Origin of the sequence: Paraburkholderia solitsugae (assembly GCF_013177695.1) — a bacterium.
In the GTDB taxonomy this organism is placed as follows: Bacteria; Pseudomonadota; Gammaproteobacteria; order Burkholderiales; family Burkholderiaceae; genus Paraburkholderia; species Paraburkholderia solitsugae.
Genome location: NZ_WOEY01000083.1, coordinates 44775 through 66679 on the forward strand (window position 1 = coordinate 44775; position 21905 = coordinate 66679).

Here is a 21905-nt window from a genome sequence, read left to right on the forward strand (position 1 = left end):
ATCCAAATAACATCCAGTGGGATGGTTATACGCGCCTGGTTCAGAGGGCGTCAATGGGGAAATTGGGGGCCGGTAGAGATTTTGGCGTGGAAATCGAGGCTTTTTGCGCGGCAGGCGTGGTTTGTAGAAAGGCGTGAGCAACTACGTCAACAGCCGGCGACCAGCGGTGGCTGCCGGCTTCGAAGCGGCTTGCTTACTCAAGCGAAGTCAACGAGCGGCGGCTTCTGCGGATCGCCTGGGCCTTTAAACGGCAGATTTCGGGGGAGCGGCTCTTTCGGCGGAACCAGCGGCGGCTCTGGGGGAGTACTCGACATGTGCGCGACAGGCGAATCGTTCGTGACTGGATTGAACCTGACTTGCATGGCAACCTCCATGTGTACCGGAACGTTCAGGGCGCGCAAAGGCGCCTATTAACATGCCTCTTGCTGGTCTGCGCCCCGTGAAAGTATTGCGTGGGCGCAAACCAGAAGAAACATTGGTCTGGCTGGGTAGAAGGCATGCTACGGATATCGATTGGTGCTGTTATTTTTATATCCTGGGTTTTCGAAAGGTCTGCCTTATTCAGGCCGCCTAAATAGAAGGCCGAGAAGGCTGCTGCGGTCAGCAGGGCTTCAACGACGACCAGGAGATTGATGTTGGAAATATTCTTTGCGCGTTTATCGTTGATTTCCGCGTTAGTTTCCTGGCGTTCCAGATAATTCTTTATTAATAGTTTTTTAACTTCGTCTGCCGATGTTATTCCGCCCGCGCGCGCCGCTTCGGGCGATTTTGCTATCGCCGCATCCCATCCAAGCTTATATTTTTCCAGTTCCGTTGAGACAGGAAGGGTTTTGTACGTGTTTCGATGGAAGAGCGAACCCACTGAGGATCTAAAAAAGTAAAATCCGGATAAAAACAGTAACGTAAAGGTAATCCCTAGAAGCGTAAAAAACACATAGTCCACCGGGCCGTGCTGATGCTGAGTATCCACGTTAGTCAACAGAAAACTAAGCGCTCCGATAATCGCGGTGACAAGCGTGAGTGATGACTGCAGTCGCGAGTCGAGCTTGTCGCGCAAGTCGAGCTCACGCCAGTGCTGGCTCTCGTAGAGGTCTTCCGAAGTCAACATGCTGCTCTCCTTAAACCCGGCGATTTATGAAGTTCTTTCCAGACATCCAGGCAGCACAGCAATGTTCAGTGTAGTGGGACGTCTTCCGTTTTGAATCAATCCAAACCCTGACGGCATGCTGGCTAGGATCAAAACGCCGGCGCTGAGAGTCGTTGCCGAAGGCTAGTGTTGCTGGCGCTCATGTGGACGTTGGACACGCGACCGTGAGTTCGGGGTGAACAGGCAGTCGAATGGGAACGAGGAGGGGCAAGACTGAGGAAGGAAGTCACAGGGGGCCGCATCTGCGCAGAGATCGGGGGCTCGAATTGCCCTCGATTGGATCAACTCGAGGAGGACCCGGAGAACGACCGGATGAGACCGGTTGGCACATCGGTGGCAAATGCTCGGGTGCCCGGTGCCCGCCGGCGCGCATGGCGAACAATGGGTTGTGGAAGTCAGGCAAGAGCAATGATTGAGTCGATCAACTCTGCGCCCCCTTCGATATCCTCGTGTCCAATGAAACGGGAAATTTCCATGTGACCATCGCGAAACACATCGATTTCGATTCGCTGCCCGATGACCGAGACGGACACCAGTACGGTATCCGGACGATGGCGAGAAATCGAATAATGGACCTTTGCTGAGTCGAGTTTTTCCAGCAGATCAAAGAGAGCGTTACTCATGCGACGAACTACCGTATTGATTGGCCAACACCAGCGTACATTGCAAACCGGTCTCCAGCGGGACCGAAAGCGTATTCCATTGCGACATGGGCAAACCCGCTTTGCTCGTTGTAACAGGCGATTTCGGGCCCGGTGTGGTGCATCAACACCCTGCAAGGCCGCGTCATTCGTGACGGCGTAAACCTAGCAGATCGTTGGCGGGCGATGTTTTTGGGATATCCGCGTTAACGAAAAAACCGACCATCGCGGGTCGGTTTTCGTGGGAGCCTTGTCGTATAAGGCTTGGGTCCATTCACATCAAAACAATATCGTACTGTTCCTGACTCAAATTCGATTCCACCTGCAACGACACCGGCTTGCCGATGAAATCCATCAGCATGGCCAGATGCTGCGACTCTTCCTCAAGAAACAGGTCGATCACCTGCTGCGACGCCACCACGCGGAACTCGCGTGGATTGAACTGTCGCGACTCGCGCAGAATCTCGCGCAGCACGTCATAGCACACCGTACGCGGCGTCTTGACTTGCCCCTTGCCCTGGCACACCGGGCAGGGTTCGCACAGCACATGCGCTAACGATTCACGCGTGCGCTTGCGTGTCATCTCGACGAGCCCAAGCTGCGAGAAACCATTCACGGTCACGCGCGTACGATCGCGCGACAACGCCTTCTTCAACTCGCCGAGCACCTGGTCGCGATGCTCGACGTTCTCCATATCGATGAAGTCGATGATGATCACGCCGCCCAGATTGCGCAGCCGCAATTGCCGCGCGATCGTGTGCGCGGCTTCGAGGTTGGTCTTGAAGATCGTATCGTCGAAGTTGCGCGCGCCGACGTAGCCACCGGTGTTCACGTCGATCGTCGTCATCGCTTCGGTCTGGTCGATCACCAGATACCCGCCCGATTTCAGCTCGACCCGGCGTGACAACGCGCGCTGGATTTCCGCCTCGATGTTGTACAGATCGAAGAGCGGCCGTTCGCCGGTGTAGTGATGCAGCTTCGACGACACCGCCGGCGTGAACTCCGCCGCGAAGTCGGCGAGCATCTGATAGGTCTCGCGCGAGTCGACCTGAATACGCGAGGTCTCGTCATTCACGAAATCGCGCAGCACCCGTTGCGAGAGATTCAGGTCCTGATACAGCAGACTGGTCGGCGGCATACGCTGACCCTGCGAGATGATCGTCGCCCACGTCTTGCGCAGATACGCGACGTCGCCGGCCAGCTCTTCGCTGGTTGCATCTTCGGCGATGGTGCGGACGATGTAGCCGCCTTTTTCATCAGCGGGCAGCACTGCGGTCAAACGCGCGCGCACGGCTTCGCGTTCGGCTTCGCTCTCGATCTTCTGCGAGATGCCGATGTGCGGCTCCTGCGGCAGATAGACCAGCGTGCGCCCGGCGATACTCACTTGCGTGGACAGCCTTGCGCCCTTGGTGCCGATCGGATCCTTCACGACCTGCACCATCAGCGTCTGGCCTTCGAAGACGATCTTTTCGATTGGCTGATGCGGCGTCTGATGCTGCGGCTCGCCGGCAATGCGCGGATGCCAGATATCCGCTACGTGCAGGAACGCGGCGCGTTCCAGACCGATGTCGATGAAGGCGGATTGCATGCCCGGCAACACGCGGACGACTTTGCCGAGATAGACATTGCCGACGCGTCCCCGCGACAGCGTTCGTTCGACGTGAAGTTCCTGGACGGCGCCTTGCTGGACGAGCGCGACGCGCGTTTCCTGCGGCGTGACATTGATCAGGATTTCTTCATTCATAGTGTTATTTTAGAAGTCGATGCGCGCTGCACGCAGGAGGGCAGCAGTTTCAAAAATTGGCAAACCCATGATACCTGAATAGGACCCGTCGATATGCTCGATAAACTCCGCGGCGCGCCCTTGCACACCATACGCGCCAGCCTTGCCGAGCGGCTCGCCGCTTGCGGCGTAGCGGCGCACGGCGTCCGCGTGCAGTGCAGCAAAACGCACCGTCGATACCGATAGCGCAGCAGGCAGCAGCGTGCCTTCTGCATCGACCACCGCGACGGCCGTCAACACTTCGTGATCGCGGCCCGCGAGGCGCGTGAGCATCGCGACGGCATCGTCGGCATCGACGGGCTTGCCAAGGATCGCGTCGTCGATCGTGACGGTTGTGTCAGCAACCAGGATCGGCCGTGCGGCATGCCCGCCTGCCACGAGACGCGCGCGCGCGGCGTGCGCCTTGGCGATGCACACGCGCTGCACATAGTCGCGCGCGCGCTCGCCCGGCAGCTCGACTTCGAGCGCTTCGGCATCTTCATCAGGACGTGGCAGCAGCAGTTCAAAACGCACGCCGAGCTGTTGCAACAGCTCCTGGCGGCGTGGACTCTGGGAAGCGAGATAAACGAATGGATACAGTGAAGCGGTGGCCGTTGGCATGAACAGGTCTCGATGAGGCGGATTGCGTCAATGCGCGAGGAGCGCGTGATGAGCTTGTCAGTCAAGCGTCGATCAGCGTATCAAAGGACACGACGAAGAGCGCGCGGATAAGCGCATCGATAAATGCGTCTACAAGCGCGTCAACCAGCGCAGCCAACGAGACCCCAAAACACACGGTCTGTCAGCCACCTCGTTCGCTCACGCGCGATGATAGGGGTGATTTTGCGTGATGGTCCACGCGCGGTAAAGCTGTTCGGCGAGCAGCACGCGGACCATGGCGTGCGGCAGCGTCAGGCTGGAGACACGCAGCAGCATATCGGCGCGTGCTTTCAGATCGGGATCGAGTCCGTCGGCGCCGCCGATCAGAAACGCCACGTCGCGGCCGTCCTGCTGCCAGCCGGGCAGGGCGCCGGCAAGCTGCATCGTGGTCCAATCCTTGCCGCGCTCATCGAGCGCGACGATGCGCGCGTTCTTCGGCAACGCGGCTTCGATCTTCTGCCGCTCGGCAGCCATCACGCTTTCGGCTGGACGCCCCGACGAACGTTGCTCGGGCTTGATCTCGCGTAGCTCGATGCGCAGCTCGGGCGGCATGCGCTTCGCGTACTCGTCGAAGCCGGTGGCGATCCAGTCCGGCATCTTGTGGCCGACGGCGAGGATGTGCAGTTTCATCGCGGATGGTGTCGCAAACTAAGCGTTATGCCGACTCGAGCGTGCTTACTTGCGGCGTGCCGCCGTTTTGCGTGCCGGCTTTTTGGCAGCCGGCGCTTCTTCCTCTTCGTCCTCGTCGTCGAGCGGCTCGCTCGCGCTGGCGCCGCCAAACGGATTCGGCGTCGACAGCTTGATGCGCACCGGCTTGTCGCCCCAGATTTCTTCGAGGTTGTAGTACTGGCGCAGCGCCGGTTGCAGGATGTGCACGATCGCGTCGCCGCAATCGACCAGCACCCATTCGCCGATGTCCTCGCCTTCGGTGCTGATGACGTCGCCGCCGTTTTCCTTGACGCTCTCGCGCACGCTCGAAGCGAGTGCCTTGGTCTGGCGGTTCGAGGTGCCGCTCGCGACGATCACGCGATCGAACAGCGCGGTCAGGTGGCTGGTGTTGAACACCTTGATGTCTTGCGCTTTGACGTCTTCGAGAGCGTCGACGATCACGCGTTGCAGTTTGCGAATATCCATGGGGTTACCGGTGGTACAGATGATGTTGAAGAATATAGTCCCACACCGCAGTGGGGACATGGCTCGCGGCCTGGTCTTGCTGTTCGCCGCCCGCGAGGGCAAGCCGCTGGGACACCTGTTCGCGCAGATACGCGCGAATGTCGGTGGCCGAGACGTTGAACGCAAGCGTCGTATCGATCAGCAAGTGGCCGCACGGGGTGGCTTGCAGAACGTCGGCGCGGGCACGGCGCGCGTCGATTTCTCGGGCGACCACGGGCGGAATCGACGCGAGGTCGAAACCGGGGCGCGTGGCCGCGCAGATGTGAGCAAAGTCGAACAGGCGCCGCCAGTCGCGCCATGTGTCGAGATGCACCAGTTGATCCGCGCCGATCAGAAGCGCAATCGACGCATCCTGACCTTCGCGTTCACGCCACAACTGCAGCGTGTTGATGGTGTACGTCGGGCCTTCGTGTTCGATCTCGTCGGTCGCCACCCGCACGGTCGCGCCTGGCAGCACCAATGCGCTGGCGGCGGCGCGGGTCATCGCCAGTCTGTGTTCCGCGGCTGACACGTCCGTTTTCTGCCAGGGCTGGCCGGCCGGCAGCAGCACCAGTTCGGTCAGGTTCAGCACGCTGGCGAAACGCCGCGCGAGCGCGAGATGGCCGTCGTGGATCGGATCGAAAGTGCCGCCGAGCAGTCCGATCCGGCGAGGCAGGGCGACAGGATGAGCGTTCGGCTTCAGGTGAAGATCCTTTGTCGTGGTCACGTGGAGTAGGGTGCGGGCTTAAAGCCTCACACCCACTCGCGCGGCACGAGAAAATCGCTGTAAAGACGCGCTTCCGGCGTGCCCGGTCCGGGCTGCCAGTTGTAGCGCCAGTTCACCACAGGCGGCATCGACATCAGAATCGATTCGGTGCGTCCGCCGCTCTGCAGCCCAAACAGTGTGCCACGGTCGAAGACCAGATTGAACTCGACGTAGCGTCCGCGCCGGTATGCCTGGAAGTCCCGCTCGGCTTCGCCGTACGGAATGTTGCGGCGCTTTTCGATGATCGGCAGGTACGCTTTGAGGAATCCCTCGCCGACGCTTTTGAGCATCGCGAACGATTGATCGAAGCCCGGCGCCGAGAAATCGTCGAAGAAAATCCCACCGATGCCACGCGGTTCGTTGCGGTGCTTGAGGAAAAAGTACTCGTCGCACCAACGCTTGAAACTCGGGTAGAGGTCCGCGCCATAAGGCTGCAGCGCGTCGCGGCACACACGATGGAAATGCTGCGCGTCTTCCTCGTAGCCATAGTAAGGCGTCAGGTCCATGCCGCCGCCAAACCAGAACACGGGCTCTTCGCCGGCCTTGGTCGCGATCAGCAGACGCACGTTCATATGCACGGTCGGGCAGTGCGGATTGTGCGGGTGCAGCACGAGCGACACGCCCATGGCTTCGAAGCCGCGGCCGGCCAGTTGCGGGCGTGCGGCGCTAGCCGAGCCGGGCAACGTGTCGCCCGAAACGTCCGAAAAACCGATGCCGGCCCTCTCGAAGAAGTTGCCGCCTTCCAGAATCCGCGTGCAGCCGCCGCCGCGCAGCTTTTCGCCGGGGGCGCGCTGCCATGCGTCGGTCGCGAACGGCTTACCGTCGAACGCGCCGAGCGTGTCCGCGATATGCGTTTGCAGGCCTTGCAGCCAGTTGCGCACGGCCTGTGCGTCATAGCTCGAATCGGTCATGAATGCGGATGCTGAGGGCGGCACGCTCGTCGTGCCGCGGGTTCTTCGTGAAGGGCGACGGCCGGGCCATTACCCAGGGTGTTGCTGGGAAGGCGCGGCGCTACGGTCATTCGCGCCGGATGAAATGCCGATCAACCGGGGCGAGCCCACATAGTACGGTGGGCGCCGCAACGGCCGCGAAAACCCGCAGTGTAGCGCCGTTGGCGCCGCACGCGGGCGAGTGGGCGGGCTTAGTGCTTGCCTTCGTTCTTGGTGTCGTGCTTGCGGTTCAGTGCACGGTAGCCAATGTCGCGGCGATATTGCATGCCGTCGAACGAGATCTGGTTGATCGTCTCGTACGCGACCGATTGCGCGCTGCGTACCGAATCCGCGAGGCCGACCACGCACAACACGCGGCCGCCCGAGGTGGTCAGCTTGCCGTCCGCCAGCGTCGTGCCGGCGTGGAAAGTGACCGAATCCACGGTTTCGGCTGGGATATCGCTGATCCGGTCACCCTTGCGCGGCGTGTCCGGATAGTTGTACGCGGCGAGCACCACGCCGAGCGCGGTACGACGGTCCCATTCGAGTTCGATCGTATCGAGCGTGCCGGCGATTGCCTGTTCGACGACCTTCGAAAAGTCGCCTTTCAGGCGCGCCATGATCGGTTGCGTCTCCGGGTCGCCCATCCGGCAGTTGAATTCGAGCGTCTTCGGGTTGCCTTGCGCGTCGATCATCAGGCCGGCGTACAGGAAGCCGGTGAAGCGGATGCCTTCTTTCTCCATGCCACGCACGGTCGGCTGGATGATTTCGCGCATCACGCGCGCATGCAGTTGCGGCGTGACGATCGGCGCGGGCGAGTACGCGCCCATGCCGCCGGTGTTCGGACCCTGATCGGCGTCGAGCAGACGCTTGTGGTCCTGGCTCGAGGCGAGCGCCAGCACATGCTTGCCGTCCACCATCACGATGAAGCTGGCTTCTTCGCCGGCGAGGAATTCCTCGATCACGACGCGCGCGCCGGCATCGCCCAGCTTGTTGTCCGACAGCATCATGTCGACCGCGGCGTGCGCTTCTTCCAGCGTTTGCGCTACCACGACGCCCTTGCCGGCGGCGAGGCCATCGGCCTTGATCACGATCGGCGCGCCCTTGGCGTCCAGATACGCGTGCGCGGCAGCGACGTCGGCGAAGGTTTCGTATTCGGCGGTCGGGATCGCGTGGCGCTTCATGAACGCCTTGGCAAAATCTTTCGAGCTTTCGAGCTGCGCGGCTTCCTTGCTCGGCCCGAAAATCTTCAGGCCACGCGAGCGGAACAGATTGACGATGCCCGCGGCGAGCGGCCCTTCCGGACCGACAAGCGTGAAGGCGATCTGTTCTTTCTCGACGAAATCGGCGAGTTTGGCCGGATCGGTGATGTCGATGTTGCGCAGACGCTCGTCCTGGGCGGTACCGCCGTTGCCGGGAGCAACGTAGACGAGTTGGACCCGCGGCGATTGCGCGAGCTTCCATGCGAGCGCATGTTCGCGACCGCCGGAACCGACGACGAGTAACTTCATGTGAATCCCCGAGACTTAAAAACCATAAACGGCTGAAGCATCACGCTCAGCCGTGGAATAACAGCGAGGTTTGCAATGGACCCGCAGCCAGGTGACGGCGCAGGGCCCATAGCGAACCCGGATGGAGGCGGTGTGGAGGGCGTCAACCAACGCCCGCTCAGCAGCAACGCGAGGGCCAGACGGCGGCGCGGGCGTGGTTCGATGCCAATCCACGCACGAGGCGCCGCCGGGGCACGCTCATTCGTCGGCGATCGCGGCGTTTGTATAGACTTCCTGCACGTCGTCCAGATTTTCCAGCGCGTCGAGCAGCTTCTGCATTTTCACGGCGTCGTCGCCCGTGAATTCGACTTCCGTCTGAGGTTTCATCGTCACCTCGGCCACTTCGGCCTTGAAGCCCGCGGCTTCAAGCGCGGTCTTCACCTTCGGGAAATCGTTCGGCGGGCACAGCACTTCGATACTGCCGTCTTCGTTCGTGACGACGTCGTCAGCGCCGGCTTCGAGCGCGGCTTCCATCAGCTTGTCTTCCAGCGTGCCGGGCGCGAACAGGAACTGGCCGACGTGATCGAACATGAACGACACCGAGCCGTCCGTGCCCATATTGCCGCCGTTCTTCGAGAACGCGTGACGCACGTCCGCCACCGTACGGGTGCGGTTGTCGGTCATGGTGTCCACGATCACCGCCGCGCCGCCGATGCCGTAGCCTTCGTAGCGGATTTCTTCGTAGTTTGCGCCATCGACACCGCCCACACCGCGTTGGATCGCGCGGTTGACGTTATCTTTCGGCATGTTGGCGTCGTACGCCTTTTCGACGGCGAGCCGCAGACGCGGGTTCGAGTCGATGTCGCCGCCACCCATGCGGGCTGCGACCTGAATTTCCTTGATGAGCCGCGTCCAGACCTTGCCGCGCTTGGCGTCTGCCGCTGCTTTCTTATGCTTGATGTTGGCCCATTTCGAATGACCCGCCATACTTTTCTCCGTCGCGCGCGCCAGTGGGGCGCACGCATAGTGCAATTGTCGTTGCGATGTCGGGCGCGCGGCGCTGCTGATTGCGACCTTGCGCCTCGATGTCAAACCGCTCGGCGCCGGACCGCCCGGTGTCAGACCTGCCTCAGCTTGATCACGCCCGGCCAGACCCGGCTAGCGGGACCGAAGGTCGACAGCGCGGTTGGGGGCGGGGCAGTGTGGTCAGCGGGCGGCACAGTGGCGCCCCAACCGCGCCGGTCCCGGCAGACTCCGCGCAAAGGCGCGATGCGCCGGGTGGCAGTGCAAGTTGAGTCGCTCTTTGAGCGGATTCGAATTTTATCACGCCGCGAGGGCGCGGCAGAGGGGAGCGTCGCCGGAAACTGCACGGAAATTGGGCGCCGCCGCCAGTTTCTTCAGCCCGCTGTCAGTTTTTCGTGCCGAACAGGCGGTCGCCGGCGTCGCCGAGACCCGGCACGATGTACGCGTGCTCGTTCAGGTGCGAATCGAGCGACGCCACATACAGCTTGACGTCCGGATGCGCGTCCTGGAACACCTGCACGCCTTCCGGGGCGGCCACCAGCGCGAGGAACATGATGTTCTCGCCGGCCACGTTGCGGCGCTTGAGCACGTCCACCGCGTGCACGGCCGAGTAACCGGTCGCGACCATCGGATCGCACAGAATGAACACGCGGTCTTCCAGATCCGGCAGGCGCACCAGATACTCGACCGGGCGATGATCCTCGGCGCGATACACGCCGATGTGGCCCACGCGCGCCGACGGCACCAGCTCCAGCAGGCCGTCCGACATGCCGATGCCGGCGCGCAACACCGGCACGATCGCCAGTTTCTTGCCGGCGATCACAGGCGCGTCGATCTCGACCAGCGGCGTGGTGATGCGGCGCGTGGTCATCGGCAGGTTACGGGTGATTTCGTAGCCCATCAGCAGCGTGATCTCGCGCAGCAGTTCGCGGAACGTGCGGGTCGAGGTGTCCCGGTCACGCATATGCGACAGCTTGTGCTGGATCAGCGGGTGATCGAGGATGAAAAGATTGGGAAATCGGCTGTCCTGGGTCATGGCGGGGGCGCAAGCGGCGGCTAGAGGGATCGGTTTGGCGCGCCGCACGGCCTGAAATCGGCAGGCGGACGCGCCACGGCGCAAGTTTACCGAAAGAGTGGCGCCGGAAGATACCGGAGATTGCAGTGGCCCGGCGCAGTCCGGCACCGATTCTTCTAGAATCGGGGGAAACTTTGCAACGATTGGGCAGCCGCGGGATCATGCCCGCGCCACAACTAGGCAGTAGGAGCCACACATGGACATGGGAATCGCAGGACGCACCGCGCTGGTTTGCGCGGCCAGCAAGGGCCTGGGGCGCGGCTGCGCGGAAGCGCTGGCGGCCGAAGGCGTCAACCTGACAATCGTCGCGCGCACGGCAGAGACGCTGGAGGCGGCCGCTGTTGAGATCCGCAAGCAAAGCGGTGTCGAAGTAAAGACGGTGGCGTGCGACATCACGACACCGGAAGGCCGCGCCGCGGCGCTTGCGGCCTGTCCGCAGCCGGACATTCTGGTCAACAACGCGGGCGGCCCGCCGCCGGGCGACTTCCGCAACTTCACGCACGAAGACTGGATTCGCGCGCTGGAGAGCAACATGCTGACGCCGATCGAACTGATCCGCGCGACCATCGACGGGATGAGCGAGCGCGGCTATGGGCGGATCGTCAACATCACGAGTTCGGCGGTCAAGGCGCCGATCGACGTGCTCGGCCTGTCCAACGGTGCGCGCTCGGGGCTGACCGGCTTCGTTGCGGGACTGGCGCGTAGCAAGGTGGCCGCCTCGGGTGTGACGATCAACAACCTGCTGCCGGGCCTGTTCGACACCGACCGAATTGCCACTACCTTCACGGCGCAAGCCAAGGCGCAAAACATTTCCGTCGACGATGCGCGCAAGCAGCGCATGAAGGCGATCCCCGCCGGCCGTTTCGGCAATCGCGATGAATTCGGTCGCGCCTGCGCGTTCCTGTGCAGCGTGCACGCTGGCTACATCACCGGTCAGAACTGGCTGATCGACGGCGGCACTTACCCCGGTACGTTCTGAACGGGCACGTTCTTAAGCACCGGCATCAACACCACAACAACGACAATCAAAACGGTTTCAGGAGTCTTACGTCATGAGCACCCGCATTGCACTGATCGCGCACGATCACAAGAAAGACGACATCGTCAAACTGGCCGGGGAGTATGTCGATACGCTCAGGCGCTGCGAGATCGTCGCGACCGGCACGACTGGCACGCGCATCGGTGACGCGCATGGCCTCACGGTCGAGCGCATGTTGTCCGGCCCGCATGGCGGCGACCTGCAAATCGGCGCGCAACTCGCCGAAGGGCGGGTAGACATGGTGATCTTCCTGCGCGACCCGATGACGCCGCAGCCGCACGAGCCGGATATCAACGCGCTGGTGCGGGCCTGCGACGTGCACAACATTCCGTGCGCCACTAACATTTCGACCGCGCGAATGATTCTCGACGTGCTGACCTTGCGCTTCGCGCAGCAGGTCTAGACCCACGCAGCGGTGCTTTACGATCGAACGAAACTACAAACCAGGGAGACATGATGGTCAAAGCAATCCGATTCGATAAAACCGGCGGCCCGGAGGTGATGAAATGGGTCGACGTCGAAGTGGGCCAGCCGGGCGCGGGCGAGATTCGCATCAGGCAGACCGCGGTCGGCCTGAACTATATCGACGTGTATTTCCGCACGGGCTTGTACCCACTGCCGTTGCCGGGTGGCCTCGGTATGGAAGCGGCGGGTGAAGTCACCGCGGTTGGCGCAGGCGTGACCGGTTTCAAATCGGGCGATCGCGTGGCGTACGTGGCCCGTCCGCCTGGCGCGTACACCCAGGAGCGTGTGTTGCCGGCTGTGCATGCCGTTAAGGTGCCGGACGCGTTGACCGACGAACAGGCGGCCTCCGTGATGCTGCAAGGGCTGACCGCGCAATATCTGCTGCGCCGTACGTATCCGGTGAAAGCCGGCGATACGATCCTGATCCAGGCTGCGGCGGGCGGCGTCGGCCTGCTGGTTTGCCAATGGGCGAAGGCGCTTGGCGCGACGGTGATCGGCACGGTCAGTTCCGATGAGAAAGCCGAGATCGCCAAGGCGCACGGCTGCGACCATGCGATCGTTTATACGCGCGAGAACTTCACGAGGCGCGTGCGCGAGATCACCAACGGCGCGGGTGTGCCGGTGGTGTACGACTCGATCGGTAAAGATACTTTTACGGGCTCGCTCGACTGCCTCGCGCCGCTCGGCATGTTCGTGAGCTTCGGCAATGCGTCCGGACCGTTGCCGCCGCTCGATTCGTCGGAATTCGCCGGACGCGGTTCGCTGTTCTTTACGCGCCCGACGCTCTTTACCTATATCGCCAAACGCAGCGACTATGAGGCGATGTCCTCGGAGTTGTTCGACGTGCTGGTGTCGGGCAAGGTGAAGACGAGCATCAACCAGCGCTACGCGCTGGCGGATGTTGGCAAGGCTCACGGCGACCTCGAAGGACGCCGTACCACGGGCTCGACGATTCTGCTGCCGTAAACGCGTCAATGCCGGGGCGCGTGGCCACATCGCCACGCGGGAGCAGGCAACACCCGGCAAGCAGCGCCCGGCAAGTCGCCGGCGCGCTGCATCCTGCCATCAAGGCGCAAAAGCGACGCCATAGAAATTCCGCGCTGCACCATAGCCCGCGCGAGCGTTGCCTTTCCCCGCAAAGCCAGACCCCATGGGCCTCAGGCCGTTCCATACCCAGTGGAGCGGCCTGTTTCGTTTACGCGTTTTTTATACCACCCCTGCCATCTTTGACCAGGCCTTTACGCGGATCGGCATAACGTTCTACCCATCCAAAGTCCGCTAATGGAGAACACAAATGGATGTGCTGTACGTCGGGGGGATGGTGCTATTCGCAGCGCTGACCTTTGCTTTGATTGCCGGCTGCGAGAAGTTGATGCAGTTCCGGCGCGGCCAGGGAGCACGCTCATGACCTGGATTCTGTGGCTATCAGGCGCTGCTACTGCGCTGCTGTTCGCTTACCTCGTCTATGCGCTGCTGCGCGCGGAGGACATTGAATGAACTCCAACAATGTCCTGCAAACGGTCATTTTTCTGGTCGTGCTGCTCGCGGCCGCCGTGCCCGTTGCCCGCTATCTGACGCGCGTGATGGACGGCACCTCTCGCGTGGTCCGCTTCGGCGGTCCGCTCGAGCGTTTGCTGTACCGTATCGCCGGGGTCGACTCGTCGACGGAAATGAGCTGGAAGCACTACGCCATCGCCACGGTCGCGTTCAACGTGCTCGGCGTGCTGGTCCTGTACCTCCTGTTGCGTGTGCAAGGCTGGCTGCCGGGCAACCCGCAAGCCTTCGGTCCGATGTCGGTCGACAGCGCCTTCAATACGGCTGTCAGCTTCGTCACCAACACCAACTGGCAGGATTACACGCCTGAGCAGACCGCCGGCTATCTGGCGCAGATGCTCGGCCTGACGGTGCAGAACTTCCTGTCCGCTGCCACCGGCATCGTCGTGGTCATCGCGCTGATCCGCGGCTTCGCACGTCATACGGCGCAGACCATCGGTAACTTCTGGGTCGACATCACACGTGTGACGCTGTACGTGCTGCTGCCGATGGCGGTGATCGTCGCTGGCTTGCTGATGAGCCAGGGCGTCATCCAGAACTTCAAGTCGTATCAGGACGTGCCGACCCTGCAAACCACAACGTATGCTGCGCCGAAGCTCGATGCACAAGGCAACCCGGTGAAGGACGCGAAGGGCAATGCGGTGACGGTCGACACCAAGGTGACGACGCAGACCATCGCAATGGGCCCGGTGGCGTCGCAGGAAGCGATCAAGATGCTCGGCACCAACGGTGGCGGCTTCTTCAACGCGAACTCGGCACACCCGTACGAAAACCCGACGCCGTTCAGCAACTTCCTGCAGATCTTTTCGATGCTGATTATCCCGGCGGCGCTGGCCCTGGTGTTCGGCCGGATGATCGCGGACCGCAAACAGGGTATTGCTGTACTTGCCGTGATGACGATCGCATTCGCTGCGTGCGTGGTGGGTGAAATCAGCGCGGAACAGGCCGGCAACCCGACCCTGGCCTCGCTGAACGTCGACCAGTCCGCCAATGCGTTGCAGTCCGGCGGCAACATGGAAGGCAAGGAAACGCGCTTCGGTATCGCGCAGTCGGGCATCTTCACAGTCGCCACGACGGCGGCATCGTGCGGTGCAGTCGACAACACGCACGACTCGCTGACCCCGCTCGGCGGCCTCTATCCGATGCTGCTGATCCAGTTGGGCGAAGTGATCTTCGGCGGTGTCGGCTCCGGTATGTACGGGATGCTTGTGTTCGCCATGCTCGCCGTGTTCGTGGCAGGCCTGATGATCGGTCGCACGCCTGAATATGTCGGCAAGAAGATTGAAGCGTATGAGATGAAGATGGTGTCGATCGTTGTGCTGCTCACGCCGCTGCTGGTGCTCGTGGGGACCTCGATCGCGGTGCTGACCGATGCGGGCAAGGCAGGTATCGCCAACCCCGGTCCGCACGGCTTCTCGGAAATTCTCTACGCGTTCAGCTCGGCTGCGAACAACAACGGTAGCGCGTTTGCCGGCCTGACGGTCAGCACACCGTTCTACAACTGGTTGACCGCGATTGCGATGTGGTTTGGCCGCTTCGGCTCGCTCATTCCGGTGCTGGCAATTGCCGGCTCGCTGGCAGGCAAGAAACGCCTGGCGGTTACCGGTGGCACGCTGCCCACGCATGGTCCGCTGTTTGTCGTGCTGCTGCTTGGCACCGTGCTGCTCGTCGGCGCACTGACGTACGTGCCTGCGCTCGCTCTCGGCCCCGGCGTCGAACATCTGTTGATGATCGCCGGCCATTAATACGGGCCATTCGAGAAAAACGAGGATTCAATGACTGAACATAATGCAACGCGGTCCATGTTCGATCCGGCGCTAGTGCGTCCGGCGATCGTGGACTCATTCAAGAAACTCACGCCACGCACGCAGTTCCGTAACCCGGTGATGTTCTGCGTGTACGTCGGCAGCATCCTGACGACGATCCTCTGGATCGCCGCCCTGGGCGGCCAGGCCGAAGCGCCCGCGGGGTTCATCCTCGCGGTCGCGCTGTGGCTGTGGTTCACGGTGCTGTTCGCCAACTTCGCAGAAGCGCTCGCTGAAGGCCGTTCAAAGGCCCAGGCTGCGTCGCTGCGCAGTGCGAAGAAAGACGTGATGGCCAAGAAGCTCAACGAGCCGCATCCGAAGTCGCCGATTCGCATTCTGACGGCGTCCGATCTGCGTAAAGGCGACGTGGTGCTGGTCGAAACCGGCGACGTGATTCCGGCCGACGGCGAAGTGATCGACGGTGTCGCGTCGGTTGACGAATCGGCGATTACCGGCGAATCCGCACCAGTGATCCGCGAATCGGGCGGCGACTTTACGTCGGTGACGGGCGGCACGCGCGTGCTGTCGGACTGGATCGTCGTGCGCGTCACGGCGAATCCGGGCGAAGCCTTCCTCGACCGCATGATTGCGATGGTCGAAGGCGCGAAGCGTCAAAAGACGCCGAACGAAATCGCGCTGACGATTCTGCTGGTTGCGCTGACGATCGTGATGCTGCTCGCCACCGCGACGCTGCTGCCGTTCTCGATGTTCTCCGTCGAAGCCGTCAAGGCTGGCCATGTGGTGAGCATCACCGCGCTCGTGGCACTGCTGGTGTGTCTGATTCCGACCACCATCGGCGGCCTGCTGTCCGCCATTGGTGTGGCCGGTATGAGCCGCATGATGCAGGCCAACGTGATTGCAACGTCAGGCCGTGCCGTGGAAGCTGCAGGTGACGTCGATGTGCTGCTGCTCGACAAGACCGGCACAATCACGCTCGGTAACCGTCAGGCTTCGACCTTTGTGCCGGCGCCGGGCGTGACCGAAGAAACGTTGGCTGATGCTGCGCAACTGTCGTCGCTGGCGGACGAAACGCCGGAAGGCCGCAGTATCGTCGTGCTCGCCAAGCAGCGCTTCAACATCCGCGCTCGCGACATGGCGTCGTTGCATGCAGTCTTCCTCGCCTTCACCGCACAAACGCGGATGAGCGGTGTGGACCTGCCGGGCCGCGAGATCCGTAAGGGCGCAGCCGATGCCGTCAAGAACTACGTCGAAGCGAACGGCGGCCGTTATCCGACGGAAGTGAGCAACGCCGTGGCTGAAGTGGCGCGTCGTGGCAGCACGCCGCTGGTGGTGGCCGAGAAGGGCGAGCATGGCGCACGCGTGCTCGGCGTGATCGAGCTGAAGGACATCGTCAAGGGCGGCATCAAGGAGCGTTTCGCCGAACTGCGCAAGATGGGTATCAAGACCATCATGGTGACGGGCGACAACCGCCTGACGGCAGCCGCCATTGCCGCGGAAGCGGGCGTTGACGACTTCCTCGCGGAAGCCACCCCGGAGGCGAAGCTTGCAACGATCCGCGCGCACCAGGCCGAAGGCAAGCTGGTGGCGATGACCGGTGACGGTACCAACGACGCTCCGGCGCTGGCGCAAGCCGACGTCGCAGTGGCGATGAATACCGGCACGCAGGCGGCGAAGGAAGCCGGCAACATGGTCGACCTCGATTCGAACCCGACCAAGCTGATCGAGATCGTCGAAATCGGCAAGCAGATGCTGATGACGCGCGGCTCGCTGACGACGTTCTCGATTGCCAACGACGTCTCCAAGTACTTCGCGATTATCCCGGCTGCCTTTGCGAGCACCTATCCGGCACTGAACAGGCTGAACGTGATGCATCTGGCCACACCGGCCTCGGCGATCATGTCGGCGGTGATCTTCAACGCACTGATCATCGTGCTGCTGATTCCGCTGGCGCTGAAGGGCGTGAAGTACCGGCCGCTCGGTGCCTCGATCCTGCTGCGCCGCAATCTGCTGGTATATGGCCTTGGCGGGATCATCGTGCCGTTTATCGGCATCAAGCTGATCGACATGGTGCTGGCCGCGCTCGGCTGGGTTTAACAGGCTGTGTCCGGCGGCATTGGCTGCCGGACGCGTCTAAAAGGATTGCCAATCATGAAACTTTTTCGTCCGCTTATCGTGATCTTTGTCGTGCTGTCGGCGATCACGGGTCTCGCTTACCCGGCCGTGATGACCGCCATCGGCCAGACCGCGTTCCACGATCAGGTCAACGGCAGCATGATCGAACAGAACGGCAAGGTGGTCGGCTCGAAGCTGATCGGCCAGCAGTTCGATGCGCCGCAGTACTTCTGGGGCCGTCTGTCGGCCATCAGCCCGAAACCGTACGACTCGACGAACTCGGGTGGCTCGAACCTCGGGCCGACCAACCCGGCGTTGTCGGATGAAGTCAAAGGCCGTCTCGACGCGTTGAAAGCGGCGGGTACCGACATGTCGAAGCCGGTGCCGATCGACCTCGTGACGTCGTCGGGTAGTGGCCTCGATCCGGAAATCAGCCCGGCTGCGGCGGCTTACCAGATCGACCGTGTCGCGAAGGCGCGCAAGATGTCGCCGAACGACGTGCAGGCGCTGGTCGACCGCTACACCACCGGCCGCCAGTTCGGTGTACTTGGTGAAGCACGCGTCAACGTGCTGCAGTTGAATCTCGCACTCGACGCTGCGCATCAAGGCTAAGCGAGTGGGGAGGACAAGGACGGCGCCCGGTGCGGCGCCGTCTTTGCCTTTTGTGGCGCGGCGTTTTGTGGCCGCCATTTGACGGGGCCGCCATTTGCGGTGAAGCCACTACCGTGCCACCATGTACCTGATGCAGCCCCGTGGACCCACGCAGGCTGTCATCGAACAGACCCATAAACAGAAAGCATGAACCGACCCGATCCTGACGAACTGCTCGACAAGCTGCAACGCGACGAAGAAAAGCGTCAGCGGGGCAGGCTGAAGGTTTTCTTCGGCGCGTCGGCGGGCGTCGGCAAGACCTATGCGATGTTGCAGGCCGCGCGGCGCCGAGCCGATGAAGGCGCGGACGTGGTGGTCGGCATCGCCGAAACGCATGGCCGCAGCGAAACCGCTGCGCTGCTCGAAGGGCTCGACGTGCTGCCGCTCGCGGTGATCGAGTATCGCGGCCGCAAGCTTGGCGAGTTCGATCTCGACGCCGCGCTCGCCCGCAAACCGCAACTGATTCTCGTCGACGAGCTCGCGCATTCGAACGTGCAGGGCGCACGGCATCTGAAGCGCTGGCAGGACGTCTACGAACTGCTCGATGCGGGCATCGACGTCTACACCACGGTCAACGTCCAGCACCTCGAAAGCCTGAACGACGTCGTCGGCCAGATCACCGGCATCCGCGTCTGGGAGACGGTGCCCGACCGCGTGTTCGATCGCGCCGACGAAGTCACGCTGGTCGACCTGCCCGCCGAAGAACTGCTCGACCGGATGCGCGACGGTAAGGTGTATTTGCCGCAGCAGGCCGAGCGCGCGGTGCGCAACTTCTTTCGCAAGGGCAACCTGATCGCGCTGCGCGAGCTGGCATTGCGCCGTACCGCCGACCGTGTCGATGCGCAGATGCGGGAATATCGCGCCGATCGTTCGATCCAGCGGATCTGGCAGGCGCGTGAGCGCTTGCTGGTGTGCGTCGGCCCCGGCCCGGAAGCGCCGATGCTGGTGCGCGCGGCAGCGCGCCTCGCCGCCAGCCTGAAGGCTGACTGGATCGCCGTCTATGTGGAAACGCCCGCACTGCAGCGCCTGCCCGACGCGCGTCGCGAACGCACGCTGAACGCCTTGAAGCTCGCCGCCGAACTCGGCGCCGAAACCGCGACGCTCGCCGGTACCGATGCGGTTGTCGCGCTGATCGGTTACGCGCAGGCTCGCAATGTCTCGAAGCTGGTAGCCGGCGCTTCGGCGCGCACCGGTTTCAAGCGCTGGCTGCGCCGACCGCTTGGCGAGCGCATCGCCGAACGCGCGGGCGATCTCGATCTCACGCTGATTCGCGCGTCGTCGGAACGTGATGGCGCTGAACATCGCCGCTTACTGAACACCACCGCCAACGCGTGGCGCGAGGCGTTGAGCACGGCGCGCGAACGCCGTTCGCCGCCGCGCGCCTACGGCATCGCGCTGGCGATCTGTGCGGCCATTACGCTGCTGTCGAGCCAGCTGATCGACCATATCGATCTGACCAACCTCGTCATGCTGTACCTGCTCGGCGTGATCTTCACCGCCGTGAAGCTGGGGCGCGGGCCGGGCGTCGTGCTGTCGTTCATAAGCGTGGCGGCATTCGATTTCTTCTTCGTGCCACCACGCATGTCGTTGTCGGTGTCCGATACGCAGTATCTGTTGACCTTCTTCAGCATGCTGCTGACGTCGCTCGTCATCAGCCATCTCACGTCGAGCTTGCGCCGCGAGGCGAGTGTTGCGCGGCGTCGGGAGCAACGCACCGGCGCGATGTATGCGATGGCGCGTGAGCTGGCGGCGGCGCTTACCATGGAGCAGATCGTCGGCATCGGCAGCCGGCATGTCAGCGAAGTGTTCGGCGCGCGCGTCGCGATCCTGTTGCCGGACAGCGTCGATCAGGTGAAGCAGAAGATCGAAGACCCGGATGCAACGATCACGCTCGAAGGTGAGATGCTCGACATCGACGTCGGCCAATGGGTCTACGATCAGCAGAAGCCAGCCGGGCACGGCACCGATACGCTGCCGGCCGCTGCCGCGCTGTACCTGCCGCTGAAGGCGCCGATGCGCACGCGCGGCGTGCTTGCGGTCGTGATGCGCGACGAGCGCGAGCTGGACGTGCCCGAGCAGCAGCGCATGCTCGACGCGTTCGCCGCGCAAATCGCGCTGGCCCTCGAGCGTGTGCACTACGTCGACATCGCGCGCGATGCGCTCGTCAATATGGAATCGGAGCGCTTGCGCAACTCGCTGCTGTCGGCGATATCGCACGATCTGCGCACGCCCTTGACCACGATTGTCGGTTTCTCGTCGATGCTGGCGCAATCGCGTGAGGCGCATCCCGGTGCGCAACCCGGCGACGATCTGGTCGACGCGATCCACGAAGAAGCGCTGCGTATGACCGGCATCGTCACCAATCTGCTCGACATGGCGCGCTTGCAGGCAGGTAGCCTGCAACTGAACCAGCAGTGGACGCTCCTCGAAGAAACGGTGGGCGCGGCGCTGCGCGCATGCAAACGCGTGCTGGCGAGTCATCCGGTGCAGGTGAAGCTGCCCGCGGATTTGCCGCTGCTGCACCTCGATGCCGTGCTGATGGAGCGGCTCTTCTCGAACCTGTTCGAGAACGCGGCCAAATACACCCCGCCGGACACACCCTTGACGATCGGCGCGCAACGTCTCGACGCGGACGGCAAGTCGTTCGTACGTGTCGCTGTCGACGACAACGGGCCGGGCCTGCCGGCCGGCATGGAAGCGCGGGTGTTCGAGAAATTCACGCGCGGCGAGAAGGAGTCGGCCAAGCCGGGCATCGGCCTCGGCCTCGCGATCTGCCGCGCAATCGTCGAAGCGCACGGCGGTACAATCGGCGCGCTCAATCGTCTGTCACCGGACGGTCGCGTCGAAGGCGCGCGCTTCTGGTTCACCTTGCCGGTGGAAACGCCGCCCGAAGCACCCGATGCGCTGGAAGACGAAGGCGCCGACGCTTTGCCCGACCGCGATTCAACTCCTAACCTGCTTTCCAAGCCTAGCCATGAGTGACCCGAGCATCACCGTCGTCCTGATTGAAGACGAAAAGCAGATTCGCCGTTTCGTGCGAACCGCGCTGGAAGGCGAGGGCATCGTCGTGCACGACGCCGAGACCGGCAAGCAAGGTCTCGTCGAAGCCGCGACGCGCAAGCCCGATCTCGTCATCGTCGATCTCGGCTTGCCCGACACCGACGGTCTCGACGTGATCCGTGAGCTGCGTGGCTGGAGTGAGTTGCCGGTCATCGTGCTGTCGGCGCGCACCCAGGAAACCGAGAAAGTCGCCGCGCTCGATGCCGGGGCGGACGATTACCTCACCAAGCCGTTTGGCGTCTCCGAACTGCTTGCGCGGATCCGCGCGCATATGCGGCGCCGCAATCAGGGCGGCGCGAATGAATCGCCGCTGGTGCGCTTCGGCGCGGTGACGGTCGATCTGGCCTTGCGCCAGGTGAGCCGCGACGGCGCCGCTGTCCATCTCACACCGATCGAATACCGCCTGCTGGCGACGCTGGTGCGCCACGCCGGCCGCGTGCTGACGCACCGGCAATTGCTGCGCGACGTGTGGGGGCCGTCGCATGTCGAGAGCCATCACTATCTGCGTATCTATATGGCGCATCTGCGCGGGAAACTGGAGCGTGACCCGGCGCAACCGGAACATATCATTACGGAAACGGGCGTGGGATACCGGCTGGTTGGCGCGATTTGA

Annotated in this window: 21 protein-coding genes; 10 read left to right on the top strand and 11 right to left on the bottom strand. The window is 62.7% G+C overall.

Annotated features, from left to right (window positions below; translation table 11 throughout):
• Positions 1-388: 388 nt before the first annotated feature.
• The 11 genes from GNZ12_RS20900 to upp all read right to left on the bottom strand — a co-directional run bounded on the left by GNZ12_RS20900 (position 389) and on the right by upp (position 10606).
• A complete protein-coding gene (locus GNZ12_RS20900) occupies positions 389-1108 on the bottom strand; it encodes a hypothetical protein (protein WP_172313225.1) in 720 nt (239 codons plus the stop codon).
• 434 nt (positions 1109-1542) lie between these two features.
• The gene (locus GNZ12_RS20905; protein ID WP_172313228.1) at positions 1543-1770 is read right to left on the bottom strand and encodes a hypothetical protein; all 228 of its coding nucleotides are present in this window, start codon (positions 1768-1770) and stop codon (positions 1543-1545) included.
• A gap of 292 nt (positions 1771-2062) precedes the next feature.
• Positions 2063-3532, bottom strand: a complete 1470-nt coding sequence (gene rng / locus GNZ12_RS20910) for a ribonuclease G (RefSeq protein WP_074284953.1) — start codon at positions 3530-3532, stop codon at positions 2063-2065.
• A 9-nt stretch (positions 3533-3541) separates the two neighbouring features.
• Positions 3542-4171 (bottom strand): Maf family protein, encoded by a 630-nt coding sequence (locus GNZ12_RS20915; protein ID WP_172313231.1) that lies wholly within the window; start codon positions 4169-4171, stop codon positions 3542-3544.
• Between the two features lie 198 nt (positions 4172-4369).
• Positions 4370-4840, bottom strand: a complete 471-nt coding sequence (rlmH, locus tag GNZ12_RS20920; protein WP_063495252.1) for a 23S rRNA (pseudouridine(1915)-N(3))-methyltransferase RlmH — start codon at positions 4838-4840, stop codon at positions 4370-4372.
• 45 nt (positions 4841-4885) lie between these two features.
• On the bottom strand, positions 4886-5344 hold the full coding sequence (rsfS, locus tag GNZ12_RS20925; protein ID WP_172168717.1) for a ribosome silencing factor: 459 nt from the start codon (positions 5342-5344) through the stop codon (positions 4886-4888).
• 4 nt (positions 5345-5348) lie between these two features.
• A complete protein-coding gene (locus GNZ12_RS20930; RefSeq protein WP_172313234.1) occupies positions 5349-6089 on the bottom strand; it encodes a nicotinate-nucleotide adenylyltransferase in 741 nt (246 codons plus the stop codon).
• A gap of 26 nt (positions 6090-6115) precedes the next feature.
• On the bottom strand, positions 6116-7039 hold the full coding sequence (gene hemF / locus GNZ12_RS20935) for an oxygen-dependent coproporphyrinogen oxidase (protein ID WP_172313236.1): 924 nt from the start codon (positions 7037-7039) through the stop codon (positions 6116-6118).
• Positions 7040-7269: 230 nt separating this feature from the next.
• On the bottom strand, positions 7270-8568 hold the full coding sequence (purD, locus tag GNZ12_RS20940) for a phosphoribosylamine--glycine ligase (RefSeq protein ID WP_172313239.1): 1299 nt from the start codon (positions 8566-8568) through the stop codon (positions 7270-7272).
• A 237-nt stretch (positions 8569-8805) separates the two neighbouring features.
• Positions 8806-9534 carry a YebC/PmpR family DNA-binding transcriptional regulator gene (locus GNZ12_RS20945; protein WP_172313242.1) on the bottom strand — a complete coding sequence of 243 codons (729 nt, stop codon included), beginning with the start codon at positions 9532-9534 and terminating at the stop codon, positions 8806-8808.
• Positions 9535-9955: 421 nt separating this feature from the next.
• Complete coding sequence (upp, locus tag GNZ12_RS20950) at positions 9956-10606, bottom strand: uracil phosphoribosyltransferase (protein WP_172313245.1); 651 nt, start codon at positions 10604-10606, stop codon at positions 9956-9958.
• 235 nt (positions 10607-10841) lie between these two features.
• Between upp and GNZ12_RS20955 the strand changes: the two genes are divergently transcribed.
• From GNZ12_RS20955 to kdpE, 10 genes are all read left to right on the top strand, one after another.
• On the top strand, positions 10842-11624 hold the full coding sequence (locus GNZ12_RS20955) for an SDR family oxidoreductase (protein ID WP_172313247.1): 783 nt from the start codon (positions 10842-10844) through the stop codon (positions 11622-11624).
• Between the two features lie 73 nt (positions 11625-11697).
• Positions 11698-12087 (top strand): methylglyoxal synthase, encoded by a 390-nt coding sequence (locus tag GNZ12_RS20960; RefSeq protein ID WP_172313250.1) that lies wholly within the window; start codon positions 11698-11700, stop codon positions 12085-12087.
• Between the two features lie 53 nt (positions 12088-12140).
• On the top strand, positions 12141-13115 hold the full coding sequence (locus tag GNZ12_RS20965) for a quinone oxidoreductase family protein (RefSeq protein ID WP_172313253.1): 975 nt from the start codon (positions 12141-12143) through the stop codon (positions 13113-13115).
• A gap of 328 nt (positions 13116-13443) precedes the next feature.
• Positions 13444-13557 (top strand): hypothetical protein, encoded by a 114-nt coding sequence (locus GNZ12_RS20970; RefSeq protein WP_063495261.1) that lies wholly within the window; start codon positions 13444-13446, stop codon positions 13555-13557.
• Positions 13554-13646, top strand: coding sequence for a K(+)-transporting ATPase subunit F (kdpF, locus tag GNZ12_RS20975; RefSeq protein ID WP_063495262.1), 93 nt, complete (start codon positions 13554-13556; stop codon positions 13644-13646). The genes GNZ12_RS20970 and kdpF overlap by 4 nt, the downstream gene beginning before the upstream one ends.
• Complete coding sequence (kdpA, locus tag GNZ12_RS20980; protein ID WP_172313256.1) at positions 13643-15448, top strand: potassium-transporting ATPase subunit KdpA; 1806 nt, start codon at positions 13643-13645, stop codon at positions 15446-15448. Before kdpF ends, kdpA begins: the two co-directional genes overlap by 4 nt.
• A 30-nt stretch (positions 15449-15478) precedes the next feature.
• Positions 15479-17563, top strand: a complete 2085-nt coding sequence (kdpB, locus tag GNZ12_RS20985) for a potassium-transporting ATPase subunit KdpB (protein WP_172313259.1) — start codon at positions 15479-15481, stop codon at positions 17561-17563.
• 51 nt (positions 17564-17614) lie between these two features.
• Positions 17615-18193 (top strand): potassium-transporting ATPase subunit KdpC, encoded by a 579-nt coding sequence (gene kdpC, locus GNZ12_RS20990; RefSeq protein ID WP_172313379.1) that lies wholly within the window; start codon positions 17615-17617, stop codon positions 18191-18193.
• A 186-nt stretch (positions 18194-18379) separates the two neighbouring features.
• Entirely contained in the window at positions 18380-21214 is a 2835-nt protein-coding gene (locus tag GNZ12_RS20995; RefSeq protein ID WP_172313261.1) for a DUF4118 domain-containing protein, read from the top strand.
• The gene (gene kdpE / locus GNZ12_RS21000) at positions 21207-21905 is read left to right on the top strand and encodes a two-component system response regulator KdpE (protein ID WP_172313264.1); all 699 of its coding nucleotides are present in this window, start codon (positions 21207-21209) and stop codon (positions 21903-21905) included. Before GNZ12_RS20995 ends, kdpE begins: the two co-directional genes overlap by 8 nt.